A 23293-nucleotide genomic window follows, 5' to 3' on the forward strand; every position below is an offset into this window, starting at 1 on the left:
GGCCGGTCAGCCGGTGGCCCGGCGCATCAGCAGCTCCCGTACGCGGCTGGCGTGCCGGCGGCTGACCGCTATCTCGGCGGGGCCGACGCGGACGGTCATGCCGGCGCCGTCCAGGCGCAGTTCGTCGATGCGGTGCAGGGAGACGAGGTGGCTGCGGTGGACGCGGACGAAGCCGAGCGGCTGCCAGCGCTCCTCCAGGGTGGTCAGCGGGATACGGACGAGATGGCTGGCGCCGTCCGCCGTGTGCAGCCGCGCGTAGTCGCCCTGCGCCTCGGCGTGGATGATGTCGGAGACGGCCACGAGGCGGGTGACGCCGCCGAGTTCGACGGGGATGCGGTCGGCGACGGTGGCCGGGGGCGGGGCGCTTGCCATGCGCTCGGCGACGCGGCGGACGGCTTCGGCGAGCCGTTCGCGGCGGACCGGTTTGAGCAGGTAGTCGACGGCCTTCAGGTCGAAGGCCTGTACGGCGAAGTCCTCGTGGGCGGTGACGAAGACGATCAGGGGCGGACGGGCGAACCCGGCGAGCAGCCGCGCCACGTCGAGTCCGGTCAGGCCCGCCATCCGCACGTCGAGGAAGAGCACGTCGATCGCGTCGTCGCCACCCGGCCCTTCCGTCAGGGCGCGGCCGATGCGGCGCAGGGCCTCGTTGGCGTCGGTGGCGCCCTCGGCGTCGCGGACGCGCGGGTCCGCGCGCAGGAGGTAGAGGAGTTCGGCGAGGGCGGGTTCCTCGTCGTCGACGGCCAGTACGCGCAGCATGCGGCGGAGTGTAATCGGGTGGTCGCTTGAGTGGATCGGGCGCCGGGTGCGTACCGGTGGGCGAGAGCGGGAGGAACGCATGAGGTCCCTGGAACGGCATCGTGACGCCGGCGCCTACGCGCTGGGGGTCCTGGACGCGGCGGAACGCGACCGCTTCGAGGACCATCTTCCGCAGTGTGCGCCCTGCGCGGCGCGGCTGCGTGAACTCGGCGCCGCGGCCGGTGCCTTGGGCGTGTACGCGCGCGTGACGCCGCCGTGCGTCGAGGTGTTCGCGCGGCCCGTGCCGACGCTGGTGGAGCGGGCCGTCGACCGGCTCGCGGGGCTGCATCGCCGCACGGCGCGGCACCGTCTCTGGGGCGCGGTCGCCGCCGGGCTACTGCTGCTCGGTGCGGCCGTGCCCATGGCCGCGCTGCTCTCCCGGGGCGACGGCGCGCGCGGCGCGGAGCTGACGCTGCGCGGCCGTGACCCGGCGACCGGGGTGAGCGCGACGCTCTCCGCGGCCGGGCGGGACTGGGGCACCCAGGTGGGCCTGGACGTCCGTGACCCCGGCGGGCCGCGGGTGTGCGAGCTGGTCGCGGTGGGCCGCGGCGGCGGTGAGCAGACGGTGGCGAGCTGGGCGGTGCGGGGCGGCCGGGTGGAGGTGCGGGGCGGGGCCGCGGACCGGCCCGGGCGCATCCTGCGGTTCGAGGTCCGGGCGGTGGGTGGGGAACGGCTGCTGTCCCTGCCGGTTCCCGGATGAGGGCGCCGCGCCTATTTCAGGAGCCGGGACATCCGCCGGTCCGCGAGCGGCTTGCCGCCCGTCTGGCACGTGGGGCAGTACTGCAACGAGCTGTCGCTGAAACTGACCTCGCGCACGGTGTCGCCGCACACCGGGCAGGGCTCCCCCGTCCGCCCGTGCACCCGCAGGCCGCTCTTCTTCTCGGCCTTCAACCGGCCGGCGGCGACGCCGCGCGAGCGCTCCACGGCGTCGGTGAGCGTGGAGCGCAGCGACTCGTAGAGCGTGTGGACGTCGTCGGGGGTGAGGGAGCCCGTCAGTTTGAAGGGGGACATGCGGGCGGCGTGCAGGATCTCGTCGCTGTAGGCGTTGCCGACGCCCGCGATCAGCGACTGGTCGCGCAGCGCGCCCTTGATCTGGCGCCGCTCGCCGTCGAGCAGCTCGGCGAACCTCACCTCGTCGAAGTCGTCGGCGAGGGGGTCGGGGCCGAGGCGGGCGACGCCCGGTACGTCGCCGGGGTCCCGGACGACGTACACGGCCAGCTTCTTCTTCGTGCCGGCCTCGGTGAGGTCGAAGCCCGCGCCGCTCTCCAGGGCGACGCGCAGCGCGAGGGGCCCCTTGCCCGGTTTGGGCGGGGCGTCGGGGAGGGTGTCCTTCCAGTGCAGCCAGCCCGCGCGCGCCAGGTGGGTGACGAGGTGCGGGCCGCCGTCGGTGGCGAGGTCGAGGAACTTGCCGTGCCGGTCCACGGAGGTCACGGCGCGGCCTTCCAGGGCGGTGAGCGGTGGGTCGTACGTCTTCAGGACGCTGATGGCGACCGGCAGGACGCGCGTGACGCCCTGCCCCACCAGGTGCTCGGTGAGGAAGTCCTTCAGCGCTTCGACCTCGGGCAGTTCCGGCATACGTCCAGGGTGCCATCGAAGCGTGCGCGGGGCCGCTCCGGTTGCTCCGCCGCACAGGGCGGCGGGCCCGGCTTCGCAGCCGGGCCCGCCGATTCACCGGAGGGGGTCAGTGACGCGGCCCGTGGCCCGGGCCGGACTTGCCGTCGCGGGGCATGCCCTTGCGGTCGGTCTCGGGGGTGTCGTACTCGATCTTCTCCTTGCGTACCGTGCCCGAGACCTCGTCGGTCTCGGTGACCTTCTCGGTCTCCAGGCGCACGCGCTCCACCGGGACGGTCTCCTTGCTGACGACCGCCCGCTCCGCGTGCAGCGTCACCTCGGTCTCCGCCTCGCCGATGGTCGCGCTCCTGGCGTCGCCCTCGCGGATCGGCTCCCGGACGACGCGCACCTCCTCGTGGGAGACGGGGACGGAGGTGGTGACGTTCTCGGTCTCCACCACCTTGCGCAGATGGGCGCGGCCGACCTCCTGCTCCTCGGTGCCGACGCGCAGGCGCTCCTCGGAGCGGATCATCTCGTCCTTGCCGGTTCCGGCCCCGGAGCGCATGGCGGGCTCACGCGCCCCGGCGGCGTGCCGGCCGTGCGTGGTCTCGCCGCCCAGGCCCGTGCCCGCGCCGGCCCCGGCCGCCGTGCCCGCCGCGGCGGTGCCGCGCGTGCCCGTGCGTCCGGTGTCCCCGGTGGGGGCCGCCGACGGCCCGGAGAGGCCGTAGTGGCGGTAGAGCTCCTGCTTCTCGTCCTGGTCCAGGTGCTGGTCGGCATCGACGCGGGGCGCGTCCTTGACCGCCTCCTTGGTGTACGCCACCTTCAGCGTGTCGTCGCCGCCGCGGCTGGCGCCGGCCAGGGGCACGAAGCTCTCCTTCATGCCGAAGAGGCCCGTCTTCACCGTCACCCAGTCGGCGCGGCCCGTCGCGTCGTCGAGATAGACCCGCTCAACGCTGCCGATCTTCTCTCCCGTGCGGTCGTACGCCGTGAGTCCCACGAGGGCATCGGGTGTGTTGAAGGTTTCGCCCTGCGTCATGCGTGATCACTCCCTCCGGAACATGGGGGCGAACGGAGGTCGCCGCTTCGACCATGTGCCTCGTACCCATGGCGCGTCCTGGCCGCGATCCGTGCAACAAGGAGCTTCACTGCGTGTAGTCGAAAGGCGGGGCCGAACCGTCGCTCATGGTGCGGCAGAGCCGGTGTGGGCCCTTCCCGCGCTGTCCTCGCGAGATGGGCCGTACGGGTGAATGGTTGCCGTGTACCACTCGTCGGTTCCCCCGTGGACCCCCGGTGCCGCGCGGCAGCGGGTGCCGCGCGATCCTGGTGGACGTGAGCGACCAGCCCGGCAGATACCACCTCAGCCTCACCATCGACGGCGCCCGCGTCCTGGACGGATGGTGGGACGACGCGGACACCGCCGACCGGAAGTTCGACGGGATGCGCAAGGAGCACGAGGCGGACGACCGTGCGCGCCTGCTCCTCACCGAGTGGGACGACGGCCGGGAATGGCCGCTCCGCGCATGGCCCGCCCGCGCCCTGTGAGTCACCGGGGCGCGGGCACGACGAACTCGCACCACACGCACTTGCCGCCGCCGCGCGCCTCCACGCCCCACACGTCGGCGAGCCGGTCGACCAGGAACAGGCCCCGCCCCGAGACACCCGCCTCACCGGCGTCGCGGCGGCGCGGCAGGGCGCTGGAGGTGTCCTCCACGTCGACCCGGAGCCTGCGGACGGGCCCGGTCAGCACCCGCACGGTGACGACGGCGGGGCCCTCGGTGTGCATCAGCGCGTTGGTGATGAGTTCGTCGGCGACGAGTTCGATCTCGTCGGCGCTCTCGCCCGCGCCCCAGGCACGGACGGCGGTACGGATCATGTGCCGGGCCGCGCGGAGCGAGTCCGGGTCGCCGGGCGGTACGTGCTCGGTGAGCCGGCCGCCGCCCGGTGGGGTGCCCGCGCCCCGGCGGCGCAGGAGCAGCAGCGCCACGTCGTCCTCGCCGTCGCGCTCGCCGACGGACTCGCACAGCCGGTCGGCGAGCCGGGCCACGTCGGCGGGGCCCTCGCCGATCAGCGCGGCCAGGGCGTCCAGGCCGTCGTCGAGGTCGGCGCCGGGCTGCTCGACGAGGCCGTCCGTGCAGAGCAGCAGGGTCTGCCCAGGGTCGAGCTCGGCGGTGGTCACCGGGTATTCGAGCTGCCCGAATTCGGCGGAGAGGCCGAGCGGCAGCCCTCCCTCGACGGGCAGTCTGCGGCAGGTGCCGTCGGTCAGGCGCAGCATCGGGTCGAGGTGTCCCGCGCGGACGATCTGCATGACGCCGGTCGACAGGTCGGCCTCCGCGTACAGGCAGGTCGCGAACCGCTCGGTGTCGAGTTCGTCGAGGAAGACGGAGGCGCGGGCCATGACGGTCGCGGGGGTGTGGCCCTCGGCGGCGTAGGCGCGCAGCACGATCCGCAGTTGGCCCATGACGGCGGCGGCGTGCGTGTCGTGCCCCTGGACGTCGCCGATGACGGCGCCGACCCGGCCGCCGGGCAGCGGGATGACGTCGTACCAGTCGCCGCCGATGTCGCGGCCGAGGGACTGGTTGGAGGCGGCGCGGTAGCGCACGGCGATGTCGGCGCCCGGCACGGTCGGGATGGTGCGCGGCAGCATCGCCTGTTGCAGGCTCTGGGCGAGGTCCTTCTCCTGCTCGTAGAACATGGCGCGTTGCAGGCTCTGCGCGATGCTGCTGCCGAGGGCCACGAGCACGTTGCGCTCGGACTGGGTGAAGCCCTTGCGGTCGTGGTAGAGCAGGCCGACGGCGCCGATCGGTCTGGCCTGCGCGATCAGCGGGAGGTAGGCGGCCGAGCGGATGCCGAGGTGGGTGATGTGCGGCCACAGGAGCGGGTAGGACGCGGCGAAGTCCTCGGGCGACTCGATGAAGCGGGGTGCGAGGGTCATCACCACCTCGCCCATCGGGTACGGGTCGTCGACCCGGGTGATGTGGGTGCCCGGCACGAAACTGCCGGAGGGGCCCTCGGCGACCAGGTGGATCCGGCCGGCGCGGACGAGCCCCATGACGAAGCTGGTCGCGCCCAGGTGCTCCACGCCGTGCGTCTCGCGCAGTACGTCGATGACCTCGGCGACGGTGCGGGCGTGGGCCAGGGCGGCGGTGGTGTTCTGCACGACGCTGGTCTCGCGGCGCCTGAGGGCCTCGCGGGCGGCGCGCTCGTGCTGCACGGTGGCGTCGTTGAGTTCGTCGGTGGCGTCGCGCACGATGCCGACGATGCGGCGCGGGCGGCCGGTCTCGTCGCGGCGGATGTAGCCGCGGGTGTGGGTCCAGCGCAGGTCGCCGTCGCGGGTGCGGACGCGGAAGTACGCGCCGTAGTTCTCCTCGCCGCCCTTGAGCGCCTGGGAGACGAGGGCGTCGAGGCGGCTGCCCTCGCCGGGCGGGACGCGCACGGCGAGGGTCTCGGGGCGGCCGTCGTACTCCTCGGGCAGGATGTCGAACACCTCGTGGGCGGTGGCGTCCATGTGCATCAGGCCGGATTCGAGGTCCCATTCGAAGCCGCCCATGCGCAGGCCGCGCCCGTACGCCTCCAGAAATCCGCGCGGGGAGTCCTCCGGGCTCTCCCCACCCGGGGGATCGCCGGGCTCCTCGGCGCCCCCGTGACCCGCGTCCATGGGGCCCACGCTAGGCGCACCCCCGGAGGGCCGCATGCGGGGCGGGCCCGGGCGCGCGGGTCCCCGCACGACCTCGGCGGGCGCGCTGCCCCACACTGGGAACGTGCACTGGTTCGGCGCGCAGGACTACTGGCTGAGCCGCCTGGTGTTCCAGCGCGGTCTCGCGGCGCTGTACCTCGTCGCGTTCGCCGGGGCCGCCCTCCAGTTCCGGGCGCTGATCGGTGAGCGCGGGATGCTGCCGGTGCCGCGGTTCCTGGCGCGGGTGCCGTGGCGGCGGGCGCCGACGCTGTTCCGGCTGCACTACTCCGACCGGTTCTTCGCGGGGTGCGCCTGGTCCGGGGCCGCCCTGTCGGCGGCGCTGCTCGCGGGCGCGGACGGGCTGCTGCCGCTGTGGGGCGCGATGCTGCTGTGGCTGGCGCCGTGGGCGCTGTACCTGTCGATCGTCAACGTCGGCCAGCTCTGGTACGGCTTCGGCTGGGAGTCGCTGCTGTTGGAGGTGGGGTTCCTCGCGGTGTTCCTCGGCAACGACGAGGTCGCGCCGCCGGTCCTCGTCCTGTTCCTGCTGCGGTGGGTGCTGTGCCGCCTGGAGTTCGGCGCGGGGCTGATCAAGCTGCGCGGCGACGCGTGCTGGCGGAAGCTGACGTGTCTGTACTTCCACCACGAGACCCAGCCGATGCCCGGCCCGCTGAGCTGGTTCTTCCACCACCTGCCCCGGCCCGTGCACCGGGTGGAGGCGGCGGCCAACCATGTGACGCAGCTCGTCGTGCCCTTCCTCCTGTTCGCCCCGCAGCCGGTCGCCACGGTGGCGGCGGGGCTGATGATCGTCACCCAGCTCTGGCTGATCCTGTCGGGCAACTTCGCCTGGCTGAACTGGCTCACCGTCGTGCTGGCCGCGTCCGCCCTCGACCTGACCCCGCCGCACCCGCCGCGCGAGCTGCCCGGAGCACCGCTCTGGTACGAGAGCGTCGTTCTCGCCCTGACCGTGCTGGTGGCGGGGCTCAGCGTGCGGCCGGTGCGCAACCTGCTCTCCCGGCGCCAGTCCATGAACCGGTCGTACGACCCGCTGCACCTCGTCAACACGTACGGGGCGTTCGGCACGGTCGGCCGGGTCCGCCAGGAAATCGTGCTCGAGGGCACGGCGGACCGGGCGCCCCGGCCCGACTCCGAGTGGCTGGCCTACGAGTTCAAGGGCAAGCCGGGCGATCCGCGCCGGCTGCCGCGCCCGTTCGCGCCGTACCATCTGCGGCTCGACTGGATGATGTGGTTCGCCGCGCTGTCGCCCGCGTACGCCCGTCCCTGGTTCGACGGGCTCGTCGAGCGGCTGCTCGAAGGCGACCGGGACACGCTGCGCCTGCTGCGGCACTGCCCCTTCCCCGACGCGCCGCCCGCCCACGTCCGGGCCCGTGTCTACCGCTACCGGTACACGACGTGGCGCGAGCTGCGGGCGACCGGGGCGTGGTGGGAGCGGACCTATGTGCGGGAACTGCTGGCACCGACCCGGCTGAGATAGACGCGCCGGGCCGTCCCGGCGAACACGTCCTCGTCCATTCCGCCCACCAACTGCCCCGCAAGGTCGACCACTTCGCCGTACGTCGCCGCGAGCGTGCACACCGGCCAGTCCGAGCCGAACAGCACGCGGGAGGGCCCGAACGCGTCCAGGACCGGGTCCGCGTAGGGCCGCAGCGCCTCGACGGTCCGGGCCGCCCGGTCCGCCTCGGTGACCAGGCCGGACAGTTTGCACACCGTGTGGGGCAGCTCGGCGAGCGCCCGCAGGTGGGTACGCCAGGGCTCTGTCGCGCCGGACGCGATCGGCGGCTTTCCCGCGTGGTCGAGGACGAAGGTCAGCTCGGGGTGGCCGGCGGCGGCTCGCACGCAGGCGGGCAACTGGTGCGGGAGCACGACGAGGTCGTACACGAGCCCCGCGTCGGCGAGCGCGGTCAGGCCGCGGCTCACGTCGGGGCGGAGCAGCCACCCGGGGTCCGGCTCCGCCTGCACCTGGTGCCGGATGCCCACGAGGTGCTGTCCGCCCGGGAGTTCGCGGAGCGCGGCGAGGGTGTCGGCCACGTCGGGGCGGGTCAGGTCGGTCCAGCCGACGACGGCCGCGACGAGGTCGCCGCGTCCGGCGAGGGCGAGGAGTTCGGGGGTCTCCTCGGCGACGGTGACGGTCTGCACGACGACGGTGGCCGCGACGCCCGCGGCCCGCGCCCGCGGGGTGAGGTCGTCCAGGGTGAAGTCCCGGCGCAGGGGCGCCAGTGCGGGTCCCGTGATCCAGTCCTGGTCGCGGGCGGACAGCTCCCAGACGTGGTGGTGGGCGTCGATGATCCCCGGGCGGGGGCCACCGCTCACGCGCTCTCCTCCGGTTCGGGGGTGGGGACGTCGGCGGCGAGCAGGTTCCGGGCGCGCGCCTCGGCCCAGAACTCCGGGGGCACCGGGGTCGCGAACTGCTCGGCGGCGTCGAGGACCTCGGCCACGGACCGGGGGCCGACGAGGACGCCGGTGACGGCCGGGTGCCCGAAGGGGAAGGCAAGCGCGGCGGCGCGCAGGCTGATGCCGTGACGCTCGGCCAGTTTCCGGAACTTCAGCGCGCGCTCCACGACCGAGGGTGCGGCGAGGGCGTAGTCGAAGGTGGCGCCCTGCCTCGGGTCGGCGAGGAGACCGGAGTTGTAGACGCCACCGATGACGACGGGGACGCCGTGCGCGGCTGCCTCCGGCAGGAGGTCGGGCAGGGCCCGCTGGTCGAGCAGGCTGTAGCGGCCCGCGCACAGGACCACGTCGACATCGGTGTCGCGGACGAACCGGGTCAGCATCCTCGCCTGGTTCATGCCCGCGCCGATGGCGTCGACGAGCCCTTCGCCGCGCAGCCGCTCCAGCTCCGGGTACGCCTCGCGGAAGGCTTGTTCCGCGTGGTCGTCGGGGTCGTGCAGGTACACCACGTCGATCCGGTCGAGGCCGAGCCGGCCGAGGCTGTCCTCGATGGAGCGGCGCACCCCGGCCGCGCCGAAGTCCCAGACGCGGCGGTGGGAGGCGGGCACCGCGAAACCGTTCTTGCGGTCGTCCCCCCGGCCGTCGTGGGGCTCCAGGAGCCGGCCGACCTTCGTCGAGAGGGTGTACGAGGTGGTGGGCCGGCCGCGCAGGTACTCGCCCAGGCGCCGCTCGGCGAGGCCGAGGCCGTAGTGCGGGGCGGTGTCGAAGTACCGGATCCCGGCGTCCCAGGCGGCGTCGACGGCGTCGTAGGCCTCGTCGTCACGGACCGGCGTGTACAGGTTGCCGAGGGCCGCGGTGCCGAGGCCGAGCGCGGTGACGGGGACGCCGCCGCGCCCCAGGGCGTGGGTGCGCATCGCTGTCACTGTCCCGCGGGCCGCAGGCGCAGGCCCTGCATACCGCCGTCGACGGCGAGGGAGGTGCCGGTGGTCGCGCCGGACAGCGGGCTCGCCAAGTAGGCGATGGCGCCCGCCACCTCGTCGGCGCGGACGAGTCGGCCCGTGGGCTGGCGGGCTTCGAGGGCGGCCCGTTCGGTGGCCGGGTCGTCGGCCTTGTCGAGGAGCCGGCCGACCCAGGGGGTGTCGACGGTGCCCGGGTTGACGCAGTTGACGCGGATGCCCTCGCGGACGTGGTCGGCGGCCATGGCGAGGGTGAGGGAGTACACGGCGCCCTTGGACGCGGAGTACAGGGCGCGCTGCGGCAGCCCGGCGGTGGCCGCGACGGAGCAGGTGTTGACGATCGCCGCGTGCCGCGACCGGCGCAGGGCGGGCAGCGCGGCGCGGGTGGTGCGGACCATGCCGACGACGTTGACGTCGAGGACGCGGTGCCAGGCGGCGTCGTCGTTGTCGGCGACGGTGCCCTGGGCGCCGATGCCCGCGTTGTTGACCAGGATGTCGAGTCCGCCCAGGTCGGCGACGGCGGTGGCCACGGCGGCGCGTACGGTCTCGTCGTCGGTGACGTCGGCGGCGTAGCCGCGCAGGGGCTTGTCCACGGCGGTGATGTCACGGTCGAGGACGGCGACGTCGGCGCCGCGCGCGGTGAGCAGATCGGCGGTGGCGCGCCCGATCCCGGAGGCGCCGCCGGTGACGAGGGCCTTGAGACCGGCGAGATCGTGGCGGCCGGCGCTGTCGGTCATGCTGTGGCTCCGTTCGTGTGGGGCGGTTCGTGTCCGGCCCGGTCCTCGACCCAGAACTCCCCGTCCGGGTAGGTGAACGCGGCGATGGACTGCGGCCGCATGGTCGCGGAGAAGCCCGGTGCGGCGGGGGCCGTGTAGTGACCCTCGCGGATGACGACGGGGTCGAGGAAGTGGTCGTGCAGATGGTCGACGTATTCGATGACACGGTCGTCGGTGGTGCCGGTCACGGCGACGTAGTCGAACATCGACAGGTGCTGGACGAGTTCGCACAGGCCGACACCGCCCGCGTGGGGGCAGACGGGGACGCCGAACTCGGCGGCGAGCAGCAGGATCGCCAGGTTCTCGTTGACGCCGCCGACGCGGGCGGCGTCGATCTGGAGGATGTCGAGGGCGCCGGCCTGGAGGAGCTGCTTGAAGACGACGCGGTTCTGGACGTGTTCGCCGGTGGCGACCTTGACGGGTGCGACCGCCTCGCGGATCGCGGCGTGGCCGAGGATGTCGTCGGGGCTGGTGGGCTCCTCGATCCAGTACGGGTCGAACGCGGCGAGGGCGCGGGTCCACCGGATCGCCTCGTCGATGCCCCAGCGCTGGTTGGCGTCGACGGCCATGCGGATGCCGGGTCCGATGGCCTCGCGGGCGGTGCGGCAGCGGCGGATGTCGTCGGCGAGGTCCGCGCCGACCTTCAGTTTGATCTGGGGGAAGCCGTCGGCCACGGCCTGCCGGGCGAGACGGGTGAGCTTCTCGTCGCAGTGGCCGAGCCAGCCGGGCGAGGTGGTGTAGGCCGGGTAGCCGCGCTCCTTGAGGCGGGCGGTGCGCTCGGCGGCGCCCTCGCGGCCCGACCTCAGGAGGCGCAGCGCCTTCTCGGGAGTGAGGGCGTCCGCGATGTACCGGAAGTCGATCTGCCGTACCAGCCACTCGGGTTCGGCTTCGGCGAGCAACTGCCACAGCGGCTTGCCGGCCCGTTTGGCGGTGAGGTCCCACGCCGCGTTGACGACGGCGCCGATCGCCATGTGCATCACGCCCTTCTCGGGCCCGAGCCAGCGGAGTTGGCTGTCGCCGACGAGGTCGCGGTGGAGGGTGCCCGGGTCGGCGCAGAGGGCGTCGAGGGACCGGCCGACGACATGGTGGCGCAGCGACCTGATCGCGGCGACCTGTACGTCGTTGCCGCGGCCGATGGTGAACGTGAAGCCGTGCCCCTCGTGTCCGTCGGCGGCGTCGGTGCGCAGGACGACGTACGCAGCCGAGTAGTCGGGGTCGGGGTTCATGGCGTCGGAGCCGTCCAGGTCCCGTGAGGTCGGGAACCGGATGTCGTAGGTGTCGACCGTGGTGACGCGCGGGGTGGTTGCGGGCACGGGACGCCTTTCGGGCAGGGGCCGCGGCGGTACGGGGGTGCGCTCGTGCCCGCCCCCCCTGAGGCCGCCCGGCGCGCATTCATCGGATGTCTGATGATGCTGGCATACGCCAGAGCCGTCAATGGGCCCTGCGAGGAGGGGGATTGGGCGAACCAATCCGATGAAACCGCCGGGGCCCCGGGCCCGGACATACGTGTGCCCGCACCCCCGGGCCTCCGGGGATACGGGCGAACGGCCGTCGGGACGGGGCCGCGGGCTCAGTCGACGCTGGGCAGGATGTGCGGTTCGGCGAGATCGTCCTCGTAGCCGGCGAGACGGATGGGGGCCGACCGGGCCCAGACATCGAGGCTGCCGAGCTTCTCGGGCCGGCGGCCGGCCCGCTCCGTACGTTCCTTGGGGCGTTGTTCGCGATTCGTCTTCTCTGGTGTCACCGCGCACTCCTTGTGTGTCGGGTAACCCGCTCCGGCGTGACCGGCCCAGCGTCGCGCGGGGCACCGGACGCCCGATCGGGCTTGAGTAGAGGGCCAGTTCGGGCGCGGTGGCGCCGGTGTCGCTGGTGGGATCGGCCGTGGTGACCGGCCTCTCCCCGGACGGTTCCATGGGTACGGGTGGGACCCACGTGCGGTAACCGTCCGGCTACAGAGTAACCAAATGAGCGAGGGTCCGCTCGATGGGGCTGAAACCCGGTCTTCCCGTGCGGGTCGCCGGGTGTTCATTCAGCCACGGCGGCCCGGCGGGCGCGAACGGTTTTCCGGACCGGCGGTGCATCCGCGTCAGGTGGGCCAAGACCCCGTCCGACCTCCTCACCAGGTCGGTGCGGGACGGGCCGTGTCGATGCCGCGGCCCGGCTCGTCGGTGGGCTGTGCGGAGGGGCGCGACGTGGCGTCCGGTGATCCCGTGGGCAGGGCGGGGGTGGGGGCCGGCGGAGCGTGGCCGTCCGGCGGGGGCGGGCCCGAGGGGCTGGCGGTCGCGGTGCCCGCCGCCTCGTTCGCGATGCCGTCGAAGTCCACGTCACCGGTGTTCTCCAGCATGGTGATGTGGTCGAGCACCGTCTGGTTGGCGTCGGTGGCCAGCTCCCGCACCAGGGAGTTGCGGGTGGTGTGCCGGACCTGGGCGACGAGCGCGAACACCTTGCCGTGCGCGTTGCGCAGAAGATTGGCGAACTTGCGCTCGTACTCCTTGCCGCTCGCCGCCGACATCTCCTTCAACCAGCCCTGCTGGAGCGCGGACGGCTGGTTGGGAAGTTCCACCCCCAGCCGCGCGGCCACCGAGCGCACCCGCTGGTCGAGATCGGTGTGGCCGACCACGAGGTGGTCCCCCGCGTCCCTGATCGCCTGCGTCGGGGCGCGCTCCATGGCCTGCTGGCCCGCCGGTATCTCCCAGAGCCCGGCGAGCCGCACCTTGACGAGGAAGTCCCGGTCCGTCGCCGACAGCGGTCCCCACTGGGTGGCGACGGTGCTCGCCTCCAGATCGGCCTGTCCGGTCCCCGAGCGGTCGGCGTACGACCAGATCGGGAAGGCCAGGGCACCGAGGGTGGCGACCAGGGCGGCGAGGATGAGGGTGGTGCCGTTGACGCGACGCAAGCAGTCCTCCCGGTGACCGACGTCGACCCGCCCAGGCGGCGGGCTACTTGGTGGTACGGGAAGATACGGGTGGGGCGGCGGCGGTGTTCAGCTCCTCGCCGGGTTCGCTCTGCTCCGTCACGGTGCGTAGGCGCCGGGCCGGGGCCGGGGCGGTGAGCGTTAACGTGCCGTTGCCCGGCCGGTCGGCTGCCGGTCCCGTGGCCATGCTGTCCTTCTGGACGGACCGGACAGGCAGCGCGGAAGCTTCGGGAGGGGACCATGGGCACAGGCATGGAACGTGTCGAGCTGCGCACCGTCGAGGAGCTGATGGCAGCGCTGCACGCCTGCCGGGACACTCGGGGCACCCCCGCCCGCGGCGGGAACCCGGTCGATCCGCACGAGCACGCGCTCCAGACCGCGGCGCTGCTGCGGCGCGGCCGTCCCAGCGACAAGGAGTTGCAGGTCGCGGGGCTCGTGCACGATCTGGGGCGCTTCCTGTGCCCGGAGGACGACGCCGGGCACGCGGACCGGGCCGCGGACGCGGTGCGCGGCCTGCTCGGGGAGCGGGTGGCACGCCTCGTACGCCTGCATGTACCGGCCGAGCGCTACCTCACCGCGGTCGGGCCGGACCGGGCCCGGTCGGCGCGGGGCGAGTCGATGACGCCGCGGGAGATCGCCGCGTTCGAGGCCGATCCGCTGGCCGAGGACGCGGTGGCGCTGCGCCAGGCGGCCGACGCGGGCAAGGCCGCAGGTCTGGACGCCGGGGTCATGGAGGACTGGCGCCCCGTGCTGGAACTGGTGGCGGCGGGCAGCCGCCGCACCGCCGCGCCCAGCCGCTGATCGCGCCCCGCGCCCGCACGGCGTGGGCACCGACCGCGCACGAACAGCTCACGTGCGCCGCATCGTCACGCCCCGGCCCGCCGTGAGACCGTACGCGCATGACTACGCGCCCCGCCGCACCCCGCGCCCTCGACGGCAGGGCGGCCGTGGTGACCGGTGCCACGCGCGGCATCGGCCGGGCGGTCGCCGGGGAACTGGCCCGCGCCGGGGCCGCGTTGTGCGTGACCGCGCGGGATCCGGACGGTGTGCGCGAGACGGTCGCGGCGCTGCGCGCGCAGGGCGCCGACGCGGTGGGCGTGGTGGGCTCGGTCGCGGACCCGGCGCATCTGTGGGAGGTCACGGAGCGGACCATGACCGCGTACGGCCGGATCGACGTCGTCGTCAACAACGCGGCGACGAACCAGCCGTACGGCCCGCTCATGGACGCCGACCCGGACGCCTGGCGCACGGCGTTCACGGTCAACGTCGAGGCACCGCTGCGTCTGGTGCAGTGCGCCTGGCGGGCCTGGATGGGCGAGCACGGCGGGGCCGTCGTCAACGTCTGCACCGAGGGCGCGTCCCATGTCGGCCCGCACGTGGGGGCGTACGGCACGAGCAAGGCGGCGCTGCTGCATCTGACGGCTCAACTGGCGGGCGAGCTGGGCCCGTCGGTGCGGGTCAACTCGGTCTCCCCCGGTCTGGTCCGCACCGAGATGGCCCGGTTCGTCTGGGAGGGGGCGGAGGAGAGCGTGGCGGCGGGGCTGCCCACCGGCCGCATCGGCGAGCCGGACGACATCGCGCGGGCCGTGCGCTGGCTGGTGTCGGACGAGGCGTCCTGGATCACCGGGGCCGACCTGCTGGTGGACGGCGGCACGCGGGTGCGGGCCGCCTCACCCACCGGCGACCCGGGCGCCGCCCATCAGCGGTCGCGTCACCACTTGCCGGGTTCGTAGTCCTTGAGGAAGACCCCGTACACGTCCTCGCCCGCCTCGCCGCGGACGACCGGGTCGTAGACGCGGGCCGCGCCGTCGATCAGGTCGAGGGGGGCGTGGAAGCCCTCCTCGGCGAGGCGCAGCTTGTCGTAGTGCGGGCGCTCGTCGGTGATCCAGCCGGTGTCGACCGAGGTCATGAGGATGCCGTCGGACTGGAACATCTCCTGGGCGCTGGTGCGCGTCACCATGTTCATCGCGGCCTTGGCTGCGTTGGTGTTCGGGTGGCCCGCGCCCTTGTAGCCGCGACCGAAGACGCCTTCCATCGCCGAGACGTTGACGACGTAGGAACGGCCGCTGGACGCCTTCTTCGCGGCGTCGGCCATGGCCGGGCGCAGGGCGCTGATCAGGATGAACGGCGCCGTGTAGTTGCAGAGCTGGGTTTCGAGGAGCTCCACCGGGGAGATCTGCTCGATGGTCTGCACCCAGGTGTTGGTGTCGACGACGTCGGGGACGAGGCCGCCCGCGTCGATGGCGGTGCCGTCCAGGTGCCGGGCGACGCTGGCGTTGCCCGCGACGAGCGCGAGGTCGGCGACCTTCTGCGCGTCGAGGCCGCTGGTGCCGACGGGCAGCGCGGCGATGCCGTCGACCGCGCCGGAGTTGAAGGCGCCGATGACGGAGTGGGCGGGCAGTTCACCGGCGGGCAGCGGCGCGCTCTCGCCGTCGACGAGGGCGGCGTAGGCGGAGGGCAGCCGGCGCACGGTCTGCGTCGCGTTGTTGATGAGGATGTCGAGCGGTCCCTGCGCGGAGACCTGCTCGGCGAGCGCGACGGCCTGGGCGGGGTCGCGCAGGTCGATGCCGACGACCTCCAGGCGGTGCAGCCACTCCGCGGAGTCCTCCATCGCCTTGAAGCGGCGGATGGCGTCCTTGGGGAAGCGCGTCGTGACGGTCGTGTGGGCACCGTCACGCAGGAGCCGCAGCGCGATGTACATGCCGATCTTGGCGCGGCCACCGGTCAGCAGGGCGCGCTTGCCGGTGAGGTCGGCGCGGGCGTCGCGCTTGGCGCGGTTCAGGCGGGCGCAGTCGGGACAGAGCTGGTGGTAGAAGTAGTCGACCTCGACATAGCGCGCCTTGCAGGTGTAGCAGGAGCGCGGGCGCTGGAGTATCCCCGCGAAGGTGCCCTCCTCGGTGCGCGACTGGGGCAGCAGGCCCTCGGTCTCGTCGTCGATGCGCTGCGCGGAGCCCGTCGCCGTCGACTCGGTGACGGCCTTGTCGTGGGCGGTCTTGGCGGCGCGGCGCTCCTGGCGGCGGCGCTGCTTCACGGTCCGGTAGATGCCGGCGGTGGCGCGCCGGACCGTGATCGCGTCGGGGTGGTCCACGTCGAGCTGGTCGAGCTCGTCGAGCACGCTGAGGCAGACGGCGAGCCGCTCGGGGTCGATGCCAGGTCCGTGGAGCGCCCCGGAGGAGTCCGGCGCCCCCGGGGCCTGGTTGTCGTCTGTCACCGTCATCGCCGCTGCCGTTCCTGAGGGTCCGCCGCGTCGCGCGCGATCCGCGCGAGCTTTCGAAACCGGAATTTTACGGAGCGGCGGGCCCAGTCTCCAAACTCGTCGTGATCATGGGGCGCAGGCGGCGGTCAGCGCGGCCAGCTCGTCGGTGACCGCGCGGGCCAGCACGGCGAGATCGGGGACGGCCGCGGCGTCGGCGACGAGACCGTAGTGGACGCGGCCCCGGTAGGTGGAGACGGCCACGGCGAGCGACTGCCCCTGGGCGAGCGGGGCCAGCGGGAAGATGGCGGTGAGCGGGCAGCCGCCGAGCCGCAGGCCGAGGCTGGGCAGCGGCACGCTGGTGACCAGGAGATCGAAGAGGAGGCGCGCGTTCTGACCGACGAGGGGGCCGCCGAGCCGGTGCCCGAGCGCCGGTACGTGGTCGGCGAGGAGTGCGACGGCGCCCGCGCCGCGGCTGGGGCCGTGGTCCTTGCGCCGGTCCATGGCGGCCCGGACGGCGCGCAGCCGCTCCACGGGGTCGGCCTCGGTGACGGGCAGCCGCACGAGGTAGCCGGAGAGCCGGTTGCCCTGCGGGTGGGCGGTGCGGGGGCGGCGCCGCGAGACGGGGACGAGGGCGCGTGGTTCGACGCCCTCGCTGCCGTCGCCGCGCTCGTCGAGCCAGCGCCGCACGGCCCCGGCGACGATCGCGATGAGTACGTCGTTGACGGTGCCGCCCACGGTTTTGCGGATGCGGTGCACGTCGTCGAGGTCGAGGACGACTCCCGCGGTGCGGCGTTCGCCGGTGGGCCGGGAGGTCAGCGCGGGCGAGGTGCGCACGCCCCAGGTGGCGCGGGCCACGGAGGCGCCGATGGCGACGGCCTGGGTCGCGCCGCCCACCAGGGCGCGGACGTGGTCGGGGTAGCGCCGCGGGTCGAGGTCGCCGAGGGTGATCTCCCGCAGTCCGGGGAAGGGCAGGCGCAGGCCGCGGGGCGCGGCCGGCCGGTCCCCGGGGGCTCGCGCGGCCGGCAGGTCGACGGGGTCCATGACGGCGGCGGCCAGGGTCAGCGCGCGCAGTCCGTCGGCGAGGGCGTGGTGGAACTTGAACAGCACGGCGAACGACGCGCCGTCCGCCGAGGGCAGGACGTGTGCCTCCCATGGAGGGCGCGTCCGGTCGAGCGGCCGTTCCATGAGCGCGCCCGCGGCGGCGTGGAAGTCCTCGGCGGGCGCGGCGAGGCGCACGTGGTCGAGCGGGTCGAATCCGGTGGCGGGCGTCCGGGCGGCGCCGCCGACGGGGACGAGCACCCCGGCTATCCGCATGCGCAGGCCCGGCACCCCGGCGGCGCGGGTCGCGAGCAGCTCGTGGGCGTGCTGGGCGGCGCCGGGCCCATCGGCCTGGAAGACGCCCAACGCCCCCAGGTGCATGGGGTGCTCGGGTGTCTCGATGTTCCAGAAGGCAAGGTCGAGTGGTGCGAGCAGGTCCGAGCTCTTGGAGGTCATGGAGTGCTCTCGCGTCGACGACGGGGGGAGACGGTGCGGTCGGGGAAAGCCACAGTCAATCCCTCGCGGTCGATTACGGTCAAGTACGATCTACGCACGCACAGTTAACAACTGGTTAAGACCCGCCTCTCCGGGAGAGGCGGGTCTCATGTGACGCAGGTGGCGTGTTCAGTACGTCACTTCAGCGCGGGCGGCGCCGCGTCGGCCCCGGTCCCCCACCGCGAGGGCGTGCCGCCCACCGTGAAGGACAGGTCGCGCAGTCCGCGCAGATCCTCGGTCGTCAGATACGTCTTCCCGTACGCGGCACCGTCCGCGCGGGCCGACTGGATGTACCGGTCGGAGTCGGACGTGCCCGGCGCCCGCACGGTCAGCTTCCCCCGCGGGTAGTACCGGCGGTCGAGGGTGAGGTCGACCCGCTCGAAGACGGGCGTCGACAGGCCCCAGGTGTCGGTGCCGGGCTGCACCGGGAAGACACCGATGGACGACAGGACGTTCCAGGCGGACATGGTGCCCAGGTCGTCATTGCCGGTCATGCCGGTCGGGGCGTCGGTGAACAGGGTCAGCGCGGCGTGCACCACGTCGGTGGTCTTCCACGGCTGCCCGGTGGACAGGTACGTGTACGGCGCGATCAGGTCGGGCTCGTTCTGCGGGTTGTACTTATCGGCGTTGTAGTAGTCGTACGGCCCGTTGACCCACACCTCGCGGGCGGTGCGCGCCGGGTCCGCGACGAGCTGGTCGTAGGCGAAGAAGGAGTCGAGGCGCTCGTTCGCCGCGTCCGTGCCGCCGATCAGCGAGACCATGCCGGGCAGGTCCTGCGGCACGAGCCACTGGTACTGCCAGGACGTGCCCTCGTGGAAGCCCTCGCTCCGCGCGGGGTCGGCCGGGCCGGTGAAGGCGCCGGAGGCGTCACGCGCCCGGAAGAATCCGGTCGAGGCGTCGAAGATCTTCCGGTAGTTCTGCGCCCGCTCGGTGTACCGCTTCGCGTCGGCCTCGTGGCCGAGGTCCCTGGCCATCTGGCCGAGCATGGCGTCCGACAGGGCGTACTCCAGCGTGGCCGAGGCCCCGTGGTCGTAGTCGGAGTCGCCGGGCTTCACATGCGCCCGGTCCTTGATGTACGGCGCGAACCCGTCGGCCAGGTACTCCTTGTTGGCCTCGCGGCCCACCGGCGCGGAGTCGGCCGGCGGCACCCCGTCGGCGTTCTTCTTCAGCGCGCGGTACGCGTCCTCGGCCTCGCCGGTCCCCTTCAACAGCCCCTGCTGGTAGGCGTTGGTGAGGAACGGGGTGACCGGGTCACCGGTCATGATGTTGGTCTCGACCGTGCCGTAGCCCCACTTGGGCAGCCAGCCGCTGTCCTTGTCGATCTGGATGACCGACAGCGCCATGTCACGGGACTCGTGCGGCGCGAGCAGCGACAGGAGCTGTGCCTGGGTGCGGTAGGTGTCCCACAGCGACCAGTTCTGGTAGTACGTGAATCCCCCGTCGGCGGCGGCGCGGTGGGTCTTCTGGTCCCAGCCCGTGTAGCGCCCGTCGACGTCGCTGCCGATGTTCGGCGCGAGGAACGAGCGGTAGAGCGAGGAGTAGAAGGTGCGGCGCAGGGTCGGGCTGCCGCCCTGGGCGCGTACGTCGTCGAGCCGGTCCTCCCAGGCGGCGGTCGCGGCGCGGCGCACCTTGTCGAAGGAACGGCCGCCCTCCGCGCGGAGGTTGAGGTCGGCGCCCTTGGCGTCGACGTAGGAGATCGCGGTCGTCGCCTCGACGGTGCGGTCCTTGGTCGTGTCGAACCGGACGTAGGCGCCGTTGCGCTCCGCGTCCGCGGCCGAGGCCTTCGCGCCGGCGGTGACCTTGTCGCCCTTCCAGGTCCCGGAGGCGGTGAAGGGCCGGTCGAATCTGGTGACCGTGTTGAGCGTGTACGCCTTGGTGTCCTGGCAGAAGCCGCTGCCGGTGATGGCGGTGCGCACGGTGCGGTTGTCGAGGATCTCGACCTCGGTGTGCAGCGTCTTGTGCAGCGACTGGCCCGCGTTGATCAGGACGTTGGCCTTGTCGGTGGCCGGGAAGGTGTAGCGCTGGACGCCGGTGCGCTTCGTGGCGCTCAGCTCGGCGTCGATGCCGGTCTTGAGACCGACCCTGTAGTAGCCGGGCGAGGCCGTCTCGTCGTCATGGCTGAACTCGGCCGCGTAGGCCGCGTTGTCGGTGCTGGTGACGTCACCGGTGGTCGGCAGCACCGGCAGGTCACCGCCGAGGCCGCAGCCGACGCCGGAGATGTGGACCGTGGAGAAGCCGCGGATGTGGTTCTCGGAGTAGTCGTAGCCGGTGTTGTGCCCGGTGTCCGGCGAGAACTGCACCATGCCGAACGGGACGGCGGCGCCGGGATAGGTGTTGCCCTCGTTCTCGGTGCCGATGAACGGGTTGACCAGGTCGGTCAGTCGGCCGGTGTCGGGGGCCGCGGCCTGCGCCGCCGGCGCGCCGAGCCCCGTGCCGAGCAGGACGGCGACCGCGAGCCCGCCCATCGCCCGGCGGGTACGGCCGCCCACCGTCGGCCTTCTCGTCGTACGTCTCGTACGCCTTGTCATCGTGCGCCTTTCGACAACGTTGTCAGGGAGCGCGCTCATTCTTCGTGCGTCCCGGTGGCCCGTCAAGGTGCCGGGCGCCGCGTCATGTCACGGCTGCCGGCTCCCACGGGGTCCTGGCGGTGGAGAAAGGGGCGGGCCCGGTGCCGGGCCCGCCCCGGGGTCAGTCACGGATCAGGCGCAGTTGCGCACCGTCGCCTGGGAGGCGTCCTCGATCAGCGCCCGCTGTGCGTCGTGCACGCGCTTCACGTCCGGCTTGACGACCCGGCGGTCGTAGGTGAGGAGGCCGTTGAGCTCGCCCTCCACATCGGATATCTGCGTGTACACGGCCCCGTTGCCGCCCTTGCAGGCCAGCTTGTGCACCTCGTCCAGCTTGGTGAGGTAGTCGTCCGTGTACGTCGCCGGGTCCACGTCGACGTAGGACTGCTGGACCGACCAGGCGTGGCCCGGCACGGCGAGGCCGAGGCCGCCGTACTCGCCCGCGACCAGGGCGCGCCTGCCGTCGGGGTTCGGGGGCAGCGCCGGGCTCGGGTAGCCGTGTTCGTCGAGGATGTCGCCGGTGCCGCCGTCCCGGCCCAGGTTGATGCCGGACATCGCGTTGACGAGGCGGGTCGGGTCCCAGGACTTGGCCTGGTCGGCGAGGCGCGCCTCGTCGTACTGGCCCCAGCCCTCGTTGAGGGTGACCCACATGATGACCGACGGGTGGTTGCGGTGCTGGTCGATCATGATCTTCATCTCGCGCTCGAACTCGGCGCGGGCGGCGGTCGACGGGTTCACCCCGGCCGTCATGGCGGGCATGTCCTGCCAGACGAGCAGGCCGAGCTTGTCGGCCCAGTAGAACCAGCGGTCGGGCTCGACCTTGATGTGCTTGCGGACGGAGTTGAAGCCCATCTGCTTGTGCATCTTCAGGTCGTACGCGAGCGCTTCGTCGCTCGGCGCGGTGTGCAGGCCGTCCGGCCAGAAACCCTGGTCGAGCGTGGCCATCATGAAGGTGGGCCTGCCGTTGAGGACGGTGCGCGGTGTGCCGTTCACCTGCTCGACGGCGATGGAGCGCATCCCGAAGTAGCTGCCGACGCGGTCCTCGCCGACGCTCACCCTGAGGTCGTACAGGAACGGGTCGTCGGGGGTCCACAGGTGCGGCTTGTCCACCTTGAGGGTGAGCGGCTCGCCGGAGACACCGGTGACGGTGCCGGCCTTGCGCTTGCCCGCGTAGGCCGTGGCCGTGACCGGGAGGCCGGCCCTCACACCCGTGGTCTCGACGGCCACGGTGCCGTTCTTGACGTCGGGCGTCAGCTTCAGGTCGGTGACGCTGTCCTTGGCGACGGGCTCCATCCACACCGTCTGCCAGATGCCCGACGACGGCGTGTACCAGATGCCGCTGGGATCCAGGCGCTGCTTGCCCAGCGGCGGGTTCTCGCCGTTCGCGGCGTCGGTCGGGTCGTAGACGCCGACGATCAGCTCCTGGGTGCGTCCCGGCTTCAGCGCGTCGGTGATGTCGGCGCTGAACTTGTCGTAGCCGCCCTTGTGGTCCGCGACCTTCGTGCCGTTGACGTAGACCTCGGACTTCCAGTCGACGGCGCCGAAGTTGAGGCGGAGGCGCTGTCCCTTGCCGACCTTCCAGTTCGTGGGGACCGTGAAGGTGCGGCGGTACCACATGCGGTCCTCGTGCCGCTCGATCCCGGAGAGCTGGGACTCGACCGGGTAGGGGACGAGGATCTTCTCGCCGAGTTTCCTGCCGGTCGGCACCGGGTCGCCGTCCTCGGCGGCGGCGAACTCCCAACTCCCGTTCAGGTTCTGCCAGTTCGAGCGGGTGAGCTGGGGCCGCGGGTACTCGCGATGAGCGTTCTCCGGGGTGACGTCGTCGCCCCAGGCGGTGCTCAACCGGTACGTGGAGTGGTTCGGGCCGCTGGACCAGAAGGTGCCGACGGCCTTTCCGTCGCTGCCGGCCAGGCCGCCCTTGCCGTCGTAGGTCACGTCGGCGAGGCCGGGCGCGTCGCCGTCCTTGTTCCCGACGACGGGCTCGCTCAGACCCACGAGCAGGGCGCGCGGGTCCTCGGGGTCGGGTTCGACGCCCTCCAGCGGCCACTTGGCGCCGCCGATCACCGCCGTGAGGTGGTCGTCGACCTCACCCGGCACGGCGGAGAGCTTCTGCGCGAAGTCGAGTTTGAGGGTCCGGCCGTCGCCGAGGACGGTGGTCCCGATCGCGCCGTCGTACGCCCAGTCGTCGGGGATGCGGAACGCGGAGGAGGGGATCGCCTCCTTCTGCTCGCCCGGCTCGGTCCAGCGCAAGTGCAGATTGGACCCGCCGTAGTGCTCGAAGTACTCGACCTTGATGTCGACCGCCTCTCCCGCGGTCAACCGCACGGCCTCGGACGTCTGTTCCTTGTCCCAGTCGTCCACCCAGTGGTCGATCACCAGCTCGCCGCCGACCCAGAGGCGGAAGCCGTTGTCACCGGTGAGGGAAAACGTTGTCATGCCGGTCTTCTCCGGCACCAGTTTCCCGGTCCAGCGGACGTTCACGTCGTCGTTACGGCCCGTCGCGGACTGGAGCCTGGACTCCAGGCTGGCGAAGTCGAGCCGGGGGTCGAAGCCGGTGGCCTTCAACTCGTCGAAGTCGAAGGCGCCCGGGGCGGACTGGGTGTAGTACTCGCCCTTGAGCCCATGGGGCACGACCGGCTCGTCCGCGGCCGTGGCACCGGGCGCCACGGTGAGTGCGGTGAGACCGAGTGCCGCCGTGAGCAGCGGGGCCAGATGGCGGCCATGTCGTCTGAGAGTTCTGGTGCGCACGGATCCTCCAGTGCTGGACGCGTCCGGTGGAACACGTCGAGGAAGGGTGGCGGCTCGCCGCTCGAGTCGGTACAACTCGTCTGTACAACGATGGAAGGAACGGCAGTTGGCATGACAGCACGCGATCCGGCGCGCTGTCCAGGGGCACGACGGCCGCACCCGTGACGCGGGTGCGACGAGC

19 protein-coding genes are annotated in these 23293 nt (G+C 72.8%); 5 read left to right on the forward strand and 14 right to left on the reverse strand.

Annotated elements, in window-relative coordinates; translation table 11 throughout:
• Window positions 1-6: 6 nt before the first annotated feature.
• A complete protein-coding gene (locus tag ACIRF8_RS20355; RefSeq protein WP_404216771.1) occupies window positions 7-756 on the reverse strand; it encodes a LytR/AlgR family response regulator transcription factor in 750 nt (249 codons plus the stop codon).
• A gap of 79 nt (window positions 757-835) precedes the next feature.
• Here ACIRF8_RS20355 and ACIRF8_RS20360 point away from each other — a divergent pair, with 79 nt between their 5' ends.
• Window positions 836-1495 (forward strand): zf-HC2 domain-containing protein, encoded by a 660-nt coding sequence (locus ACIRF8_RS20360; protein ID WP_404216772.1) that lies wholly within the window; start codon window positions 836-838, stop codon window positions 1493-1495.
• A gap of 11 nt (window positions 1496-1506) precedes the next feature.
• Here ACIRF8_RS20360 and ACIRF8_RS20365 read toward each other — a convergent pair whose 3' ends face one another.
• Window positions 1507-2370 carry an Fpg/Nei family DNA glycosylase gene (locus ACIRF8_RS20365; protein ID WP_404216773.1) on the reverse strand — a complete coding sequence of 288 codons (864 nt, stop codon included), beginning with the start codon at window positions 2368-2370 and terminating at the stop codon, window positions 1507-1509.
• Between the two features lie 106 nt (window positions 2371-2476).
• On the reverse strand, window positions 2477-3382 hold the full coding sequence (locus ACIRF8_RS20370) for a DUF2382 domain-containing protein (protein ID WP_404216774.1): 906 nt from the start codon (window positions 3380-3382) through the stop codon (window positions 2477-2479).
• 293 nt (window positions 3383-3675) lie between these two features.
• Here ACIRF8_RS20370 and ACIRF8_RS20375 point away from each other — a divergent pair, with 293 nt between their 5' ends.
• Window positions 3676-3888 (forward strand): hypothetical protein, encoded by a 213-nt coding sequence (locus ACIRF8_RS20375; RefSeq protein WP_404216775.1) that lies wholly within the window; start codon window positions 3676-3678, stop codon window positions 3886-3888.
• A 1-nt stretch (window position 3889) separates the two neighbouring features.
• On the opposite strand, the gene ACIRF8_RS20380 is transcribed toward ACIRF8_RS20375, so the two are convergent.
• Window positions 3890-6001, reverse strand: a complete 2112-nt coding sequence (locus tag ACIRF8_RS20380) for a SpoIIE family protein phosphatase (protein ID WP_404216776.1) — start codon at window positions 5999-6001, stop codon at window positions 3890-3892.
• A 103-nt stretch (window positions 6002-6104) separates the two neighbouring features.
• Between ACIRF8_RS20380 and ACIRF8_RS20385 the strand changes: the two genes are divergently transcribed.
• Window positions 6105-7511: a lipase maturation factor family protein gene (locus ACIRF8_RS20385; RefSeq protein ID WP_404216777.1), complete on the forward strand. Its 1407-nt coding sequence runs from the start codon at window positions 6105-6107 to the stop codon at window positions 7509-7511.
• On the opposite strand, the gene ACIRF8_RS20390 is transcribed toward ACIRF8_RS20385, so the two are convergent.
• The 6 genes from ACIRF8_RS20390 to ACIRF8_RS20415 form a co-directional block, all read right to left on the reverse strand.
• The gene (locus ACIRF8_RS20390) at window positions 7472-8347 is read right to left on the reverse strand and encodes an amidohydrolase family protein (protein ID WP_404216778.1); all 876 of its coding nucleotides are present in this window, start codon (window positions 8345-8347) and stop codon (window positions 7472-7474) included. The genes ACIRF8_RS20385 and ACIRF8_RS20390 overlap by 40 nt on opposite strands.
• Window positions 8344-9339, reverse strand: a complete 996-nt coding sequence (locus tag ACIRF8_RS20395) for an aldo/keto reductase (protein ID WP_404216779.1) — start codon at window positions 9337-9339, stop codon at window positions 8344-8346. Before ACIRF8_RS20395 ends, ACIRF8_RS20390 begins: the two co-directional genes overlap by 4 nt.
• 5 nt (window positions 9340-9344) lie before the next feature.
• A complete protein-coding gene (locus ACIRF8_RS20400; RefSeq protein WP_404216780.1) occupies window positions 9345-10118 on the reverse strand; it encodes an SDR family NAD(P)-dependent oxidoreductase in 774 nt (257 codons plus the stop codon).
• Window positions 10115-11470: an L-fuconate dehydratase gene (locus ACIRF8_RS20405; RefSeq protein ID WP_404216781.1), complete on the reverse strand. Its 1356-nt coding sequence runs from the start codon at window positions 11468-11470 to the stop codon at window positions 10115-10117. The genes ACIRF8_RS20400 and ACIRF8_RS20405 overlap by 4 nt, the downstream gene beginning before the upstream one ends.
• Before the next feature lie 257 nt (window positions 11471-11727).
• Window positions 11728-11901, reverse strand: a complete 174-nt coding sequence (locus ACIRF8_RS20410; protein ID WP_255978286.1) for a hypothetical protein — start codon at window positions 11899-11901, stop codon at window positions 11728-11730.
• A gap of 372 nt (window positions 11902-12273) precedes the next feature.
• Window positions 12274-13053 (reverse strand): DUF4142 domain-containing protein, encoded by a 780-nt coding sequence (locus ACIRF8_RS20415; RefSeq protein ID WP_404216782.1) that lies wholly within the window; start codon window positions 13051-13053, stop codon window positions 12274-12276.
• Between the two features lie 270 nt (window positions 13054-13323).
• On the opposite strand from ACIRF8_RS20415, the gene ACIRF8_RS20420 reads away from it, so the two are divergent.
• Both ACIRF8_RS20420 and ACIRF8_RS20425 read left to right on the forward strand, forming a co-directional pair.
• On the forward strand, window positions 13324-13872 hold the full coding sequence (locus ACIRF8_RS20420) for an HD domain-containing protein (RefSeq protein ID WP_404216783.1): 549 nt from the start codon (window positions 13324-13326) through the stop codon (window positions 13870-13872).
• Window positions 13873-13970: 98 nt separating this feature from the next.
• Window positions 13971-14804, forward strand: coding sequence for an SDR family oxidoreductase (locus tag ACIRF8_RS20425; protein ID WP_404216784.1), 834 nt, complete (start codon window positions 13971-13973; stop codon window positions 14802-14804).
• On the opposite strand, the gene ACIRF8_RS20430 is transcribed toward ACIRF8_RS20425, so the two are convergent.
• The 4 genes from ACIRF8_RS20430 to ACIRF8_RS20445 all read right to left on the reverse strand — a co-directional run bounded on the left by ACIRF8_RS20430 (window position 14783) and on the right by ACIRF8_RS20445 (window position 23112).
• Window positions 14783-16288, reverse strand: coding sequence for an SDR family NAD(P)-dependent oxidoreductase (locus ACIRF8_RS20430; protein ID WP_404216785.1), 1506 nt, complete (start codon window positions 16286-16288; stop codon window positions 14783-14785). The genes ACIRF8_RS20425 and ACIRF8_RS20430 overlap by 22 nt on opposite strands.
• A gap of 105 nt (window positions 16289-16393) precedes the next feature.
• A complete protein-coding gene (locus ACIRF8_RS20435; RefSeq protein ID WP_404216786.1) occupies window positions 16394-17761 on the reverse strand; it encodes a wax ester/triacylglycerol synthase family O-acyltransferase in 1368 nt (455 codons plus the stop codon).
• A gap of 176 nt (window positions 17762-17937) precedes the next feature.
• Window positions 17938-20265 carry a GH92 family glycosyl hydrolase gene (locus ACIRF8_RS20440; protein WP_404216957.1) on the reverse strand — a complete coding sequence of 776 codons (2328 nt, stop codon included), beginning with the start codon at window positions 20263-20265 and terminating at the stop codon, window positions 17938-17940.
• A 234-nt stretch (window positions 20266-20499) separates the two neighbouring features.
• On the reverse strand, window positions 20500-23112 hold the full coding sequence (locus tag ACIRF8_RS20445; RefSeq protein ID WP_404216787.1) for a PA14 domain-containing protein: 2613 nt from the start codon (window positions 23110-23112) through the stop codon (window positions 20500-20502).
• Window positions 23113-23293: the final 181 nt, after the last annotated feature.

It is taken from the genome of Streptomyces sp. NPDC102406, from assembly GCF_044765725.1.
Lineage (GTDB): Bacteria > Actinomycetota > Actinomycetes > Streptomycetales > Streptomycetaceae > Streptomyces.